A 15,882-nucleotide genomic window follows, 5' to 3' on the forward strand; every position below is an offset into this window, starting at 1 on the left:
GCAACTGGTCATTTATAAAACAAACCCTGCAAAGTTTTTGTTGAGTTCGACATTACTATGTGCTGCTACGGCATTCACCTCGGCCACAAAAGAAAAAGATGCGATGAGCTCCTTGATCTCGGCAACATCAGATGCAAAAACGCGGTCTTCAGCAGCAAAGGCAACTTTTTCCCGCACAAGGCTGTGCGCTGCTTCCAACAACTTGCTGCTCTTCAACGGCCTTCGAAATTCAATGGCCTGGCTTGCCGAAAGCAGTTCGATAGCGAGGATGTATTCGAGGTTGTCCAGAATGGTGTTGAGTTTGCGGCCACTGATGGAGCCCATACTTACATGGTCTTCCTGCCCCAGCGATGTCGGAATGGAATCGGCAGAGGCCGGAAAACAATGGGTTTTGTTTTCGGTGACCAGCGCGGCTGTGGTGTATTGCGGGATCATAAAGCCACTGTTGATGCCCACATTGTTCATGAGCAGCGTGGGCAAACCCCATTTTCCTTCAAGCAACAGGTAACAACGCCGGTCGGAAATATTGCCCAGTTCGGCAGCGGCAAGGCAAGCATAATCGAGCGGCAGCGCCAAAGGTTGGCCATGAAAATTACCGCCGCTCAGGGTTTCGCCATCGGCAAAAACCAGCGGATTGTCGGTCACCGAATTCAGCTCCGTTTCCACCGTTTCTTTTAGGTGCAGCCATGCGTTGCGGCTGGCGCCATGCACCTGCGGCATGCAGCGCAAGGAATACGGATCCTGCACCCGGCCGCAATCCACATGGCTTTGCATGATGTCTGAATCCTGCAGCAGCATGCGCAATCGCTGCGCGACCAATTGCCCCCCCGAGAAAGGCCGCAGCTGGTGCAGGCGTTCATCAAAGGGCGCCTTGGTGCCGGTCAGTGCTTCGAGGCTCATGGCGCCAATAATGTCGGCAGCTTCGAGGCAGTTGTGCATGCGTTGCACGCCGGCCACGGCATGCGCTAAAATAAATTGCGTGCCGTTGATTAGGGCCAGCCCTTCCTTGGGGCCGAGTTGTAACGGCTGCAGCCCAAATATATCCAGCACCCGCTGTGCAGGGTAACGGCTGCCACCATACCACAACTCGCCCAAACCAATCAATGGAAGAAACAGATGCGCCAGTGGCGCCAGATCGCCTGAAGCGCCAACGCTGCCTTTTTCCGGAACCGCAGGGATCACATCATTTTCAATATGCCATTGAATCCGTTGCAGGGTTTGGAGTTGCACACCGGAATATCCTTTTGCCAGCGCATGCAGCTTGGTAATGAGCATGAGTTTCGAAAGAAAAATCGAGATCGGTGCCCCCACTCCTACGCTGTGACTTTGTAAAATTTTATGTTGCAGCAGCTGCGTATCAGTGTCGGAAATTTTGGTGTTGGCCAGTGCGCCAAACCCGGTGTTGATGCCGTACACCGTTTTTTGTTCGGCCACAATTTGGGCTACCCTTGCGGCACTTTGCGCAATCGTTTGCTCTGCATTTTCGCTGATGGTACCCTTCACATTTTCCAGTGCAAGTGCCACCGCCGTTTGCACGGTTAAATGCCCCGTTCCGTATTCAAAAGTTTGCATAATCAAAGTGTTGCTTCAAAGTAAATGCTTTGTAGCGATATCGTTTTTGTTTGTAATTTCCTTTGCAAGAACCACTGCACATATGAAACGATCCACCGGCATTTCACTGTCTATCATGATGTTGCTGCAATACTTTATATGGGGCGCATGGTACGTAACCATGAGCACTTATATGAAAGTAAACCTTGGCGCAACCGATGCCCAGATTGGCGCAGCATATGGTGCACTGGCCATTGCCACCATCATCTCGCCTTTTTTTGTGGGCATGATTGCAGACCGGTACTTTGCGGCGCAACGCATCATGGGTGTGTTGCACCTGGTGGGTGCTGCTTTGTTGTATCTCGCCACCATGGTTTCCGATCCTTCCACTTTTTACTGGGTCATTCTTTTTTATTCCTTGTTGTACATGCCCACCATTGCACTGAGCAACAGTGTGGCGTTCAGCCAAATGACCGATCCGGGCAGCCAGTTTCCGTGGATTCGGGTATTCGGCACCGTTGGATGGATTGTTGCGGGTTTGCTGATTGGCGCATTGGTGATTGAAAAAACAGACGCCACATTTTACCTGGCTGCGGCCGCATCGGTGCTGCTGGGAATTTTTTCTTTTATGCTGCCCAATACGCCCCCCAAAGGCCGCTCGGCCGATGCATCCGCATCAGGCGCTTTGGGTGCCGAAGCCTTTGTGTTGCTGCGCAACAGGCCATACCTGATCTTTTTCATTGCTGCTATTTTGGTGTGTATCCCGCTTTCATTTTACTACGGTTTTGCCAACCTGTTTTTAAATGAAGCCGGGATGGAAAATGCCGCATCGAAAATGATCCTCGGCCAGGTTTCCGAAGGGGTTTTTATCCTGGCAATCCCATTTTTGTTTAACCGCATTGGCGTTAAAAACATGCTGTTGCTGGGCATGGTTGCGTGGATACTGCGGTATGTTTGTTTTGCCTACGGCGATGCCGGCGGCAACCTTTGGATGCTGTATGCAGGCATCATCCTGCACGGCATATGCTACGATTTCTTTTTTGTGACCGGATATATGTACACCGAGAAAAAGGCAGGGCCGCAAATTAAAAACGCAGCACAAGGCCTCTTTACATTTGCCACGTACGGGCTTGGTATGTTTATCGGCACTTATTTCTCCGGCTGGTTCGCCGGCATGTACACGCTGCCGCAAATCAATTCATTTACAGGCGAGCAGGGCCACGACTGGAAAAGCATCTGGTACATTCCCGCATTTATAGCAGCTGCGGTACTCATTTATTTTGTGCTTTTTTTCAAAGAAAAAAAATCTATTCCTGCACCTGCTGCAGCGCCGCCGCCGATGCAACAATAATGCCTTTTATTGTTGGAAAGATGAATGAGCTATTTTAAAAAACTTAAAAATCACCATTTCAATATGATCAAAATTGCCATGCTTGGCTCGGGCTTTATCGGCCGCTTTTACGCCGACTCCCTGCAGGGTTACCGCAGCCGCGACAAAATCGTTTCCATTTATTCGCGCCGCGAAGAATCGGCCCGCAAGTTTGCAGAAGATTATGGCGTGGCCCACTGGACCACGGAAATGGAAGAAGCCATTGCACGGCCCGAAGTGGATATTGTATGTATTTCGCTGCCCAACAACCTGCACGAAGCTGCGGTGATGCTGTGCTGCAAACACAAAAAAGCAGTGATGACCACCAAGCCATTGGGCCGCAACGCTACCGAAGCCAAACGCATGCTCGAAGCTGTTGAAGCTGCCGGCATTTTTAATGGATACCTCGAAGACTTGGTGTACACGCCGAAGTTTTTAAAAGCAATGGGCTCGGTACAAAGCGGTGCACTGGGAAGAATTTTGTGGGCAAAAAGCCGCGAAACCCACCCCGGGCCGCACAGCGATTGGTTTTGGGACCTGGAGCAGGCAGGTGGCGGTTGCATCCTCGACCTTGGTTGCCACTGCGTGGAAATTGCACGCAGTTATATTGGTAAAGACATCAAGCCTGTGGAAGTAATGTGCTGGGCCGATACGCAGGTAAAACCCATCGAGGCCGAAGACCACGCCATTGGGTTGGTAAAATATGAAAACGGCGCCATTGGACAGTTTGAAGTTAGCTGGACGTTCCGCGGCGGCCTCGACCTGCGCGACGAAGTGATGGGCACCGAAGGCACCATCTGGATCAACAACTTTTTGCGCACCGGTATGGAAATGTTTACAACCGGCAAAGGCGCCGATTACGTTGCTGAAAAAGCAGAAAGCAATACGGGCTGGCTCTTTCCCGTGGGCGACGAACTGAATGAACTTGGTTACAACCATATGTTCATGGATATGTTCGATGCGCTGGAAGCAGGGCGGGCACCAAAGGAAACGTTTTACGATGGCTACGTGGTGAATGCCGTGCTGGATGCGGCTTACCGGTCGGCCAAGAGTAAGTTATGGGAGCCCGTGCAGCTGGAGGTTTGGCGCGGACAGGAGGGCTTATCCAAACCAAGCCAGTACACCGAATGGGACGCAGATCATTACCTGGTGAAAGAAGAAATGACGCATTACGGTGCCCGCAAACTGATCCTGAAACATAAAGTTTCCGGCGAGTTTTTACAGAAAGTGTTGGACTAAAATAGCGTGTTTGTAAGGAATGGCTATATTTGCGGCCTTGCAAACCGGACCGGTAGCTCAGCTGGATAGAGCAACTGCCTTCTAAGCAGTAGGTCATTGGTTCGAATCCAATCCGGTTCACTTTCAATAAAATGGCCCTTGTAAATGATTATTTACAAGGGCTTCTTCGTTTAGTATGATTCGTAAAAGATTTTGTGGTGAACTGCTTAAACGAAACCTGCATTTGAAAATAGAAGGCATGAAGCTTTCTCCAATCCCAATATGGTTGTAAGCTGGGAGTAAATCCTAAATAGTTTCAATTTGCAAATGGCCGTAGTGTGTTTTTATATAATCCAGCAGAGCATAAATAAAAATAACAACACCTAACATTTCCAACACTTCCTCAACCGGGTATAAAATTGCATTAGCCAAGGTACCCGAACCATAAGTCACTTGGATATGCGATTCGAAAAATTCAAGAAAAAGGGCAGCAAACACGTATACAAATCCGGAAAGAAAGAACAGCTTTTTAGTTTTCGCCGGCAGCTTCCAGATAAACTTTAAATAGTAAAGCCCCACGGCCAGCGTCAAAGCACTGTAAGGCACCATCCATGCCCATTGCAAAAACGCTGGCGGCTCCTTAATGTACGTATTGACCTTATTGCCCACTAGCCCGCCAAAATTTTCATGCAACTGTGTCGATTCATCGATCGAAAGGAAAAGGAACAAAAAGCTTAATAGCAGCCAATGTGTTTTCATTTGTTGCTCGTGCTTGTAAATCAAATACAGTAACAGTGCTGCCATCGCAAGCAATAGCGACGAGAAGTAAGTGGGGATGTTTCCATCGAGTGCTAATGAGAATTGCTGGTACAGAGCATCGTAAAAAGCACGGTAGCCGGCATAGTGTGGCCAGCTTTTTACTCTGTACAACAAATCATCGGCAACGTGCACAATGAACACATGACAAACCAGTAAAAACAGGGTCGATAAAACAAGCCACTGGGTGACCCGTTGCGGAGCCAACAAAATTGTTGCAGTGTTATTGGTGAACTGGTATGTAGGGCCCGTTTCAACGATGGCCGCAGCAGATAGGGTTTGCAAACCCGGTTCCTTCTTTACAGACGATTCCATGGGTATTTGTACAAAGTATTAATGAAAAGAGAAACGTCGGGAAAAGGGTGGTTGGAGTTTTAAACGCAAAAAGAGGGATCAGGCAAACAATTTCACATATCAAATCGACTGCCTAACAGCTACAAAAGGAAAAAGCAATTAATTGCCGGATTGTAGTTGTATCAGTACCGATGGTTTTGGCAAGGACGGATTTTGTTCATTACGTTTTAAAATCCTTCGGTATAAGAAAGCTGTTGTATCGATAGGTTTAATCGCTAAAAAAAATAAATTAAATACGAATATGATTACCTGGTAGGTTGCTGCTTTTGAAAAGTGCTGCAGTCTATTTCTTATGAAGCGATTGATAGACTTCTTAACTGCATTACTAGTGAGATTTTTGACAAATTCAATCAGGCTTTCCGATCAATCCTTCACCACATCCAATTCGGCTATTTGTTCCCGGTAGGCTGCCGGTAACACAATAGCTTTAATTAACCGGTCCATCCCCACGCTCCTGCTCCACTTGTAAATAGGCACCGCTGGCGCCAGCAGTGAAAAGCGGTTAAATTGCAGCAGGACTGCAACCCTGTGTGGCACTACCAGTTTTTGTGCTTCAATTAAAATGCGGTAACGTATGCCACCCAAGTGTTTTTTATACTGTAAAAAAAGATCGTCGGTGTATTTGCTGCGTTCCAGGTTTTCAACTAAATGAGCTTGCCGCACCGGCTGCCAATTCTTATAATTTGCAGGCAATTCCACTAGCCCCATGCGCAACCCCACCCGGTAAAAAACATTGAAGACTTCCTCCTTTTCCGCGTCGCTCAATGGATGCTCCAACAATTCATACGCAGCAATGGAATAGTGTATGAGCATAAACAAAACGTCGCGGTAAGCCCATGCCGGAATGGCTGCGCCACGGGCACTTTCTACGGCACTATGAATATGCCGCATGGTATCGATGGCTTTGTTGGCGTCAGCCAGCGGCGCGAATATGATTTTTCGGGCATACTTCACCGTTGAAAAAAGACGGCCAATCGGATCGGCAGGCAATTTACCCGTAAAATACAGCCAGTCTACAGCTTTGTTCAACGCAAATTCTGCGGCTGCACCAGCAAAGATGAACAGCACGGTATCGCTCTTGCCCCATATTTTTCGAACCACCGAATTTTCTGCTACAAATACCTGCATGGCCACGGATTGCTTTGCTTAAAGTTACCACAGCCAGTTTATGGCCATGAAAACAATATGACCAGATACCCAAACTGCGTCATGCACGGGCAAAAAAAGCCCGGAGCGGTGGGCCCCGGGCTTGGTATTACCGCCGTAGTTTTTACTTCAATAGCTCCATTACAAAACTTTCTTTAGGCTTGAGCACAAAATCAGCTAGCGGCCGCACTTCGCCGCTTTGCACGTCGCGCATTTTAGTAAAGCCATTGGTGCGTTCCGCAAAACGGTTCATGGCAACCGTTTTATCTTCTTTACCGGTGTGGCTGATCACCATCACGGTTTGTTCAGGACTGTAGCGGAAGTAAGTATACAGGCCATCTTCCGGCACAAACTGCATCAGTTTGCCACGCGTAACGGCCGGCGACGCTTTGCGGAAATTGGCCAGCCGCGAAACAAATTCGTAGGCTGCCTGCTCCTGGCTGTTGCGGCCGCCCTGCTCAAATTTGTTTTCCTTATCGCCAGCCCAGCCGCCCGGAAAGCCACGCCGTACTTCGGCATCAGAAGGGTTTTTGAAATTCTTCATCAGGATTTCGGTGCCATAATACAGTTGCGGAATACCACGCAAAGTCAGCAGCCAGTTGATGCCCATTTTATATTTATCAAAGTCTTCTCCCACAACCGAATAAAAACGGTCCAGGTCATGGTTGTCGAGGTGGATGCTATTGCGGGTTGGGTCTTTGTACATGATGTCCTGCACCAGCGTGCCGTACACACGGTTTACGCCTTCGGCCCAGCCAAAGGGTTGGTTCAAACCATCGAGCATGGCAAAGTACAGGGGGAAATCGGTGATGCCCTGAACATTGTGCTTGAATGGCAGCGACATCGTGTTTTGTGTAAAATAGGCGCTACTGGCCACGGTCTGCACCCAGGTTTCGCCGAAAACGGTGAGCTTTGGAAATTCGCGCAACAGTTCGGTATTTACACGGTTTAAAAATTTTGGATCGCTGTAAAAATAGGTGTCAACACGCCAGCCGTCCAGCTCGAATTCCTGGGTGCTCCAAATGGCATGCTGCACCAGGAAATTGGCCACCAGCGGGTTGTTTTGGTTCAGGTCGGCCATGAACGGTGTAAACCAACCGCTCACCGAAATGGCACTGTCCGCAGCAGAACGATAGGGATCGATCAGCGGCTGTTCTTTGAACGACGTGTTTTGATATTTAGGCCATTGGTTCACCCAATCTTTCGAGGGCATATCAAGGATAAAAAAATGATCGCGGCCCACGTGGTTGTACACCGCATCCTGCACCAGTTTCATGCCGCGGCGCTTTAGTTCCCTGCCCAGCTCTTTATATTTTTCATTGCCACCAAACCGGCGGTCTACCTGGTAATGATTGGTAAATGCATAGCCATGATAGGTGCTGCGCGAAGCGCCGCCTTCATCGGTGCGGGCCATATCGTTTTCAACTACAGGTGTCATCCAAAGCGCGGTTACACCAAGCCCTTTGAGGTAATCCAGGTTGTTGATCACACCCTGCAAGTCGCCGCCATGGCGGTCAAACGGGTTGTTGCGGTTGGCCGCGCCATCACGCATACCGGCAACAATGTCGTTCGACGGATCGCCGTTGGCAAACCGATCGGGCATCAACAGGTACACCATATCGGCCTGCGTTACGCCTTTTGCCCATGTGGTACCATTGCCTGCCGGCTTTGCTTTCAATTCGTAGCTCAGCGAACGGTTGCCGCTGCCGCCGGTCATTTTAATGGTCAGTTTGCCCGGCCTGGCCGCTGGCTGAATATTCAGGTCAAGAAAAGCATAGTTTGGATTTTCAACTTTGTGCGTTTTTTCCAGCCGCACACCGGGGTAGGCAATGCTGTAGGTAAAATTGCCGGCGCCGGGTTCGTGGATCATCAGTTGCAGCTTGGGGCTTTTCATGCCTACCCACCAATGCGTTGGGTACACGCCTTTTTCCTGCGCAAAAACACCGGTTGCCAAACACAGGAGCAACACCAATAGGTACAGTTTGTTGATCATATATACGTTTTAGGGCTTTGTTCCGAATCCATTACATCTGCTACTATTTTCGCTGCCGGTTCATCGGCTGTCTCTTTTACAATTACGTTGAGCAGGCCCGCAATCACCATCGAAATACCGCCGATGACCAGTGCATAAATGCTGGCGCCATCAAACACATCTTTTACAAAAAAACCCAGGATGCCTGCCGCTACAATTTGCGGGATAACGATAAAGAAGTTAAAAACGCCCATGTAAAAACCCATTTTGCTGGGCGGCAATGCACCGGCCAGCATGGCATAAGGCATGGTGAGCGTGGAGGCCCACGCCAGTCCGACAAAAGCCATCGGCACCAGCAGCATATTGGCATCCTTAATAAAATAAATGGAAACCAGACCAACACCGCCAATGATGAGGGCCAGCATATGCGTGTATTTGCGGCCAATGCGTGCTGCGAGCATGGGCAACAGGAACGCAAAAATTGCGGAAATGCCATTATACACCATGAACATCACACCCACCCAATCACCTGCGTCCTGGTAGGCTTTGGTGGTCGTATCGGTAGTGCCATATGCATTTTGCGCCACGCCGGCAGTGGTATAGATCCACATGGAGAAAAATGCTACCCAGGTAAAAAATTGCACGACAGCGAGTTGCACCATGGTTTTGGGCATGGTGCCAATGCCCTGTACAATTTCAGCTATGCCTTTGCCAAAACCGCTGGAGCGGGCTTTTTCTGCCTCAAACTCCTGCATGTTCTCAGGTGGGTATTCTTTGGAGGTAAATACTGTCCATATAACGGCCGCAAGGAAAACAACACCCCCAATATAAAAGGAGTATTTAACCGAGTCGGGGATGATGCCTTCCGGCGCAGTATTGCTGATGCCAAACCAGTTGGTAAAAATATACGGCAGAAGCGAAGCCACTACCGCGCCGATGCCAATGAAAAAAGTTTGGAATGCAAAACCCGTGGTGCGTTGCGAAGCCGACAATTTATCCCCCACAAAAGCCCGAAACGGCTCCATGGAAATATTGATGGAAGCATCGAGCACCCAAAGCAACAGCGCGGCCATGAGCAGCACAGGCGAGTTGGGCATTAAAAAAAGAGAAATGGAAGCCAATATGGCACCGATGAAAAAGAACGGCCGGCGCCTGCCCCAGTACGGGTGCCAGGTGCGGTCGCTAAGGTAACCGATGATGGGTTGCACCAGCAAACCCGTTACCGGCGCAGCAATCCACAAAAACGCGATCTCATCGATCTCGGCACCAAGGGTTTGAAAAATGCGGCTGACGTTTGCATTTTGCAGGGCAAAACCAAACTGTATACCCAAAAAACCAAAGCTCATATTCCAGAGCTGCGAGAAACTGAGTCGGGGGCGATGCGGCGTTACCGGGTGGGTTGTTTTTGCGGAAACATCGGGCATGACAATCGTAGTTTTGAGGGCTTGAAGATAGTGTATCTGTTACACATTAATGCAAATATGGGGAAAACAAATTTGCTACGACATGAGTTTTAGCATGCGGAGTACTGGGCTTTTTCGAACCACGAAGGCACGAAGATGGGAAGGTGCACAAAGATTTTTTCGGGAACCTCCATGTACCAATCTGTCGGTAGTGCCTCGGTGGTACAAATCCTTATACCGACAATAAAAAACCGCAAGGCCGAAAGCATTTGCTCCGAACCTTGCGGTGAAATATAAATTGCGCTATTCTTATCCGATGGTGAAACCGTTGGGCAGGATGGATCCTTTTTTCACAACCACAATACCATCTTTAATGGTATACAACGGCGTGTCGGCGTCGGCCAGGTGTTTGCCACCAATGATTTTTACGTCATCTCCAATGCGGCAATCTTTATCGATAATGGCCCGCTCAATGTAGCAACGGTTGCCGATACCCAGTAGCGGCGTGCCGGTGCGTTTGGCTTCTTCGATCTGGTCGAGGGTTTCAAAAAAGTCGTTACCCATGAGGTAAGTATGCACCATGGTAGTGCCATAGCCAATGCGGGAACGGATACCAATAACCGAAGATTCGATCTTCGAGGCATTGATGATCGATGCTTCAGCAATCAGCGTATGATCGAGTGTAGTGCCGCTGATTTTTGCCGGTGGCAGCAGGCGCGGACGGGTAAACACCGCATGCTGGCTGCTGAACAGGTTAAACTCCGGCAGGTCCTTCGTAAGTGCCAGGTTGGCTTCAAAAAACGCAGAAATGTTGCCGATGTCTTCCCAATAACCCTCGTATTGATAAGATGCGATGCGGTATTTGCCAATAGATTGCGGAATGATTTCCTTGCCAAAATCGGCCGCTTCTTTTTTCTCGTGCTGCAACATATCAAACAGCAACTGCCGGTTGAAAATGTAAATGCCCATCGAGGCGAGGTACACTTTTCCTTTCGACTGCATTTCGGTACCGGTATCGCTTACCCATTCTTCCAGCCCGGTCTTTGGTTTTTCTATAAAAGAAGTAACCATGCCGTCTTCGGTTTTTAAAATACCAAACTCCGAAGCTTCTTTTTGGGCCACGGGAATGGTAGCAAGCGTGATGTCAGCATTGGCAGCTTTGTGCGCTGCCAGCATTTCGGCAAAATCAATTTGATACAGCTGGTCGCCGGAAAGGATCAGCACATATTCGGAATCGAACGGCTCAATGTGGCGCAAGCACTGGCGAACCGCATCGGCGGTCCCAAGAAACCAGGCCGGGTTATCGGGTGTTTGCTCCGCAGCCAGGATATCAACAAACGCTGACGAGAAAGCACTGAAGTGATAAGTATTTTTAATATGCCGGTTGAGCGAGGCCGAGTTGTACATGGTCAGTACAAACATCCGCCGGATCTCGGAGTTGAGGCAATTGGAAATGGGTATGTCTACCAACCGGTACTTACCGGCAATGGGTACCGCAGGTTTGGAGCGTGTTGCTGTGAGGGGAAACAATCGTGTGCCGGCGCCTCCGCCCAGGATCACGGACAGAATTTCATTATTCATATGTCTGTACTTGGTTGATTTGGTTGATAAACAAGGGTTGATTCATATAAGTTGATATAAGTAATGGCGGATCTTTCCCAGCTATGATCGATCTGCATCATATAACTGCGCATCCAGCCAAACAAGTCGGGTTTGTTGTAATACAGATCCTGTGCACGCCCCAACGAATACACAATATCGTCTACGCTGGCCTGGTCGAAGCGGATACCAAATCCCTGCCAATCCCCAAAATCTTTTACAGTATCGCGCAGGCCGCCGGTGCTCCGCACCATAGGCACCGTGCCGTAGCGCAGTGCATACAGTTGGTTAAGGCCACACGGCTCTACCCTGCTGGGCATCAGCAAAAAGTCGGCCCCAGCATACATTTGGTGCGCCAGCGCTTCGTTGTAGCCGATAAATGTATTGACAAAGCCGCCAAATTGGTCGCGGAGGTAAGTGAGCCGCACCTCAACCTGAGGTTCGCCGGAGCCCAAAATAAGATAACATGCCCCGGTTTGCTGTTGGTAAATAGCATTGCGGATAGCGTCGGGCAAAAGGTCGGCTGCTTTTTCGCCCACCAGCCGGCCGATGAATACAATCAGCGGCTTGTCGGGATCGAGGCCAAAACGCTGGCAGAGTTCCTTTTTATTTTTACGCTTGCCTTCTTTCGCTGTTTCCGCATCGAAGTTTTTATGAAGCAATGGATCGGTAGCCGGGTCCCATACTTCGTTGTCGATACCATTTAAGATGCCGGTGCATTTGCCACGCTCATATTCAAAAAGTGCTTCGAGGCCATTGGCGCCGTAGCGCAGTTCTTCCATGTACGAGGGGCTCACTGTATTTACCTTCCACGCACATTTTACCGCCGATGCCAACGAGTTGATGGTGCCGCCCCATTCCAGCATGCCTGTCTTCCAATCATCATAATGTGGCAGCAGGTGGGCTTTGTCCCAGCCAATCCAGCCCTGGTATTCGGCATTGTGTATGGTAAATATGGAAGGCACACCGGCCAGCCGGTTAAAGGCGTAGGTGTGTTTTATAAAAAATGGAATAAGGCCGGTATGGTGGTCGTGGCAATGAATGATGTCGGGTTGGTGCTGCCATTGCACCAGCCAGTCGCATACGGCAAGTTGAAAAGAAAGAAAGCGCTCCAGGTCATCGGCATAGCCGTAAACCTTTTCACGATCGAGCAGGCCGTTGATGTCAACAAGGTACAGGTCGAAGCCAAGCTTATTGGTTTGCTCCCTGATGATGCTGTAATGAAACCATTGTCCGCCTAGGTACTGGCCGCCTTCGTGTACCAGCTCCCAATCATTATCGTATAAAAACTTGGTGCGGTACATGGGCATTACCACCTTGGCCGAATGCCCCAGCAAATTTTGATACTTGGGTAAAGCACCCACTACATCTCCGAGCCCGCCTGCCTTTGCTACCGGGTAGCATTCGGCAGAAACATGAATTATCTCCATAGTTTATTCTTTCAACCGGCAGTCAAGATAATTAAGAAAACACAATTACCGCCCAACACTAATCAACAATGCGCAGGTCGTTTTGCACAAGGTGTTCAAGTTAGTTTTTTCGTGAACAATTTCTCTTTACTTTGACGGAATTTTAGAGCCTTTTGCAAAAAACAATACTATGTCGCAACAATCAAAAGCTGATGCTAATGAACACGTTAACCCGCACGGCGCGGTTGACCTTGATTTTGACAATTCGGAGGGCGCCACAGCATCGGCGGCAACGGGGCAAACCAACTGGAGCCAGTTTGGTGTATTGATCTCGGTGTTCTTTTTCTGGGGTTTTGTTGCGGCGTCCAATTCCATCTTCATCCCGTTTTGTAAAGAATATTTCAACCTCGACCAGATCCAATCGCAACTGATCGGCTCTGCATTTTACGGCGCCTACTTTTATGGATCGCTGGCGCTGTACCTTGCGTCATATCTTTCGGGCACTGATATTTTAAATAAGATCGGTTATAAAAAAGGCATCATTTACGGTCTGCTTATTTCAATGGTGGGCGCCATTGCACTGGCTTATATTTCGGGTTCGGGCAATGCTACATTCCCGATGATCCTCGTAGCGTTTTTTATTATAGCGCTTGGTTTTTCACTACAACAAACCTCTGCACAACCATTTGCCGCTTCGCTTGGATCGCCTGAAACCGGTGCGCACCGCCTCAACATGGCCGGTGGCGTTAACTCGTTTGGAACCCTGCTGGGACCATTGATTGTTTCGTTCCTGCTTTTTGGCGCAGCCAATAGCACCGGCACCGAAGCCGATGTAAGCTCCATTCAAACGCTTTATTTTTTCCTCGCCGGCCTGTTCATTTTTGCAGCCATTGTATTTAGCCTGGCTAAACTGCCCAAAACAACTTCCAACGAAAAGCTGGAGCGCAGCCCCAAAGCCTTGCAGGTGCTGGTGTTGATCGGGCTGGTGTTTTTGCCGGTGTTGTTTGCCGAATCGATCAAAGAAAATACAGGCATCCAGAAGTCATACATCATCATCGGCAGCCTGCTTGTTATCCTCGGCCTCCTTTTTGGCTCGATGTTGTTGGCAAAACGCAACCCAAGCGGTTGGGGCGCTATGTCGTACCCGCAATTGGTGTTGGGCATGATCGCCATTTTTGTGTATGTGGGTGTGGAAGTAACGGTGGACAACAATTTTGGCGCCCTGCTGAAACGCCCTGAGTTTGGCGGTTTTGATGAAAGCGAAATGTCGCACCTTATTGCCTTGTACTGGGGTAGTTTGATGATCGGCCGCTGGACCGGTGCCATCTCGGTGTTCAACGTTTCCAAACAAACAAAGAAGACACTGACAATCGTAGTGCCGTTTATTGCGTTTGCCGTTATCGTATTGGCAAATATTGTAAAAGGCAGCCCTATCGGCGATTACAAGTACTACCCCATTTTTATTGTGTTCCTGATCGCTGCTAACCTGTATGCGCAGGAACGGCCCATCACTTTGTTGTTATCGGTATCGGTACTTGGTGCGCTGTTCATATTAGTATCACTTTTATCAACCGGCATGGTGGCCAACTATTGCATCATTGCCACCGGTCTTTGCTGCAGCGTAATGTGGCCCTGCATTTTTGCACTGGCCATTACCGGCCTGGGCAAATACACCAGCCAGGCATCTGCGTTCCTTATCACCATGATCCTTGGTGGTGCCATCATTCCACCGGCACAGGGCGCCATCATTGACCTGGATGCAGTAACCGCTAATGCCGAAGGCATCACCACCGGCCCTTACACACACTTGTCATACATAGTGCCCCTGCTTTGCTTTGCTTACCTGGCCTGGCATACCATCAAAACAAGATCTGTGCTGAAGGCGCAAGGACTGGATGTGGACCAACAGGTTTCCGGTGCACATTAATGTTGTAGATAAATAAGTTCATTAACTGCAAAACATAAATAATTAGAATGGCTGACAGCACCCAGAAGTTTGCATTTGGTGTAGATATCGGCGGCACCAATACCAAATATGGTTTGGTAAACCACCGAGGCGAAATCACCCACAAGGGCGATCTGCCCACCAATAAATACGAACAGGTTTCCGACTTTGTGGAAGCTTTGTACAATGCCCTGAAACCTGCGATCGATGATGTGGGTTTTGAAAACATCAAAGGCATTGGTGTGGGCGCACCCAACGGCAACTATTACACCGGCACCATCGATTATGCACCCAACCTGCACTGGCGTGATATTGTGCCGCTGGCGCAACTGGTGACTGATAAATTCAATTTGCCGTGTTGGCTTACCAACGACGCTAATGCTGCTGCAGTTGGCGAAATGATGTATGGCGCAGCCCGCGGCATGAAAGATTTTATCATGATCACATTGGGTACTGGCGTGGGCAGTGGGATTGTTGCCAATGGCCACCTTATTTATGGCCACGATGGTTTTGCAGGCGAACTGGGCCACACTGTTATTCGCCCCGGTGGCCGGCCACACTGGTCCACCGACCTGGATGGTTCATTAGAAGCTTATGCATCCGCTACCGGCATTGTGCTGACTGCAAAAGAGCTGCTGGAAAAAAGCCCGAAAGAAAGCAGCATGCGCCAATACAGCGGCGAAGAACTGAACTCAAAAATCGTGTATGAATGTGCCATGGCCGGTGATGAACTGGCGCAGGAGGCATACCGTTTTACCGGGCAAATTTTAGGTGAGGCTTTGGCTAATTTCATTATGTTCTCGTCGCCACAAGCCATCATTCTATTTGGCGGCGTTATCAAGGCCGGCGACCTATTATTGAAGCCTACCCGCGAACATATGGAGCGCAACCTGTTGCCGATATTCCAAAACAAAGTTCAACTCCTCTTTTCCGAACTGGCCGAAGCCGACGCCGCGATCCTGGGCGCCAGCGCACTGGTCTGGGAAAACTAAAACGGTTTTAATTTGTATATAAAAAAACTCCGGAGCAAAGTGCTGCCGGAGTTTTTTATAACTGCAAATGCTTTTTCATTCCTAATCAATGAGGCCGACGAAAAATCG

General features: G+C 49.2%; 11 protein-coding genes and 1 tRNA gene. 5 read left to right on the plus strand and 7 right to left on the minus strand.

The window, feature by feature from the left end; genetic code table 11:
* Nucleotides 1-12 precede the first annotated feature (12 nt).
* Entirely contained in the window at nucleotides 13-1,572 is a 1,560-nt protein-coding gene (gene hutH / locus DRJ53_RS03010; protein ID WP_114234079.1) for a histidine ammonia-lyase, read from the minus strand.
* Between the two features lie 82 nt (nucleotides 1,573-1,654).
* On the opposite strand from hutH, the gene DRJ53_RS03015 reads away from it, so the two are divergent.
* The 3 genes from DRJ53_RS03015 to DRJ53_RS03025 all read left to right on the plus strand — a co-directional run bounded on the left by DRJ53_RS03015 (nucleotide 1,655) and on the right by DRJ53_RS03025 (nucleotide 4,279).
* Nucleotides 1,655-2,902, plus strand: a complete 1,248-nt coding sequence (locus DRJ53_RS03015) for a nucleoside permease (protein ID WP_114234080.1) — start codon at nucleotides 1,655-1,657, stop codon at nucleotides 2,900-2,902.
* 63 nt (nucleotides 2,903-2,965) lie between these two features.
* Complete coding sequence (locus tag DRJ53_RS03020; protein ID WP_114234432.1) at nucleotides 2,966-4,159, plus strand: Gfo/Idh/MocA family protein; 1,194 nt, start codon at nucleotides 2,966-2,968, stop codon at nucleotides 4,157-4,159.
* 46 nt (nucleotides 4,160-4,205) lie between these two features.
* Nucleotides 4,206-4,279: transfer RNA gene (locus DRJ53_RS03025), tRNA-Arg, on the plus strand.
* 165 nt (nucleotides 4,280-4,444) lie between these two features.
* Here the strand turns inward: DRJ53_RS03025 and DRJ53_RS03030 are convergent.
* The 6 genes from DRJ53_RS03030 to DRJ53_RS03055 all read right to left on the minus strand — a co-directional run bounded on the left by DRJ53_RS03030 (nucleotide 4,445) and on the right by DRJ53_RS03055 (nucleotide 12,858).
* Entirely contained in the window at nucleotides 4,445-5,269 is an 825-nt protein-coding gene (locus DRJ53_RS03030; protein ID WP_114234081.1) for a hypothetical protein, read from the minus strand.
* A gap of 402 nt (nucleotides 5,270-5,671) precedes the next feature.
* The gene (locus DRJ53_RS03035) at nucleotides 5,672-6,436 is read right to left on the minus strand and encodes an oxygenase MpaB family protein (RefSeq protein ID WP_114234082.1); all 765 of its coding nucleotides are present in this window, start codon (nucleotides 6,434-6,436) and stop codon (nucleotides 5,672-5,674) included.
* 142 nt (nucleotides 6,437-6,578) lie between these two features.
* Nucleotides 6,579-8,447 (minus strand): glycoside hydrolase family 13 protein, encoded by a 1,869-nt coding sequence (locus DRJ53_RS03040; protein ID WP_114234083.1) that lies wholly within the window; start codon nucleotides 8,445-8,447, stop codon nucleotides 6,579-6,581.
* Complete coding sequence (locus DRJ53_RS03045; RefSeq protein ID WP_206609708.1) at nucleotides 8,444-9,850, minus strand: MFS transporter; 1,407 nt, start codon at nucleotides 9,848-9,850, stop codon at nucleotides 8,444-8,446. Before DRJ53_RS03045 ends, DRJ53_RS03040 begins: the two co-directional genes overlap by 4 nt.
* Nucleotides 9,851-10,138: 288 nt before the next feature.
* Nucleotides 10,139-11,410, minus strand: coding sequence for a glucose-1-phosphate adenylyltransferase (locus DRJ53_RS03050; RefSeq protein ID WP_114234085.1), 1,272 nt, complete (start codon nucleotides 11,408-11,410; stop codon nucleotides 10,139-10,141).
* Nucleotides 11,407-12,858: a glycogen synthase gene (locus DRJ53_RS03055; protein ID WP_114234086.1), complete on the minus strand. Its 1,452-nt coding sequence runs from the start codon at nucleotides 12,856-12,858 to the stop codon at nucleotides 11,407-11,409. The genes DRJ53_RS03050 and DRJ53_RS03055 overlap by 4 nt, the downstream gene beginning before the upstream one ends.
* A gap of 169 nt (nucleotides 12,859-13,027) precedes the next feature.
* On the opposite strand from DRJ53_RS03055, the gene DRJ53_RS03060 reads away from it, so the two are divergent.
* Both DRJ53_RS03060 and DRJ53_RS03065 read left to right on the plus strand, forming a co-directional pair.
* A complete protein-coding gene (locus DRJ53_RS03060) occupies nucleotides 13,028-14,764 on the plus strand; it encodes an MFS transporter (protein WP_240040602.1) in 1,737 nt (578 codons plus the stop codon).
* A 47-nt stretch (nucleotides 14,765-14,811) separates the two neighbouring features.
* Nucleotides 14,812-15,774, plus strand: coding sequence for an ROK family protein (locus tag DRJ53_RS03065; protein ID WP_206609709.1), 963 nt, complete (start codon nucleotides 14,812-14,814; stop codon nucleotides 15,772-15,774).
* The last annotated feature ends 108 nt before the right edge of the window (nucleotides 15,775-15,882 follow it).

It is taken from the genome of Paracnuella aquatica, from assembly GCF_003332885.2.
Classification (GTDB): Bacteria; Bacteroidota; Bacteroidia; order Chitinophagales; family Chitinophagaceae; genus Flavisolibacter; species Flavisolibacter aquaticus.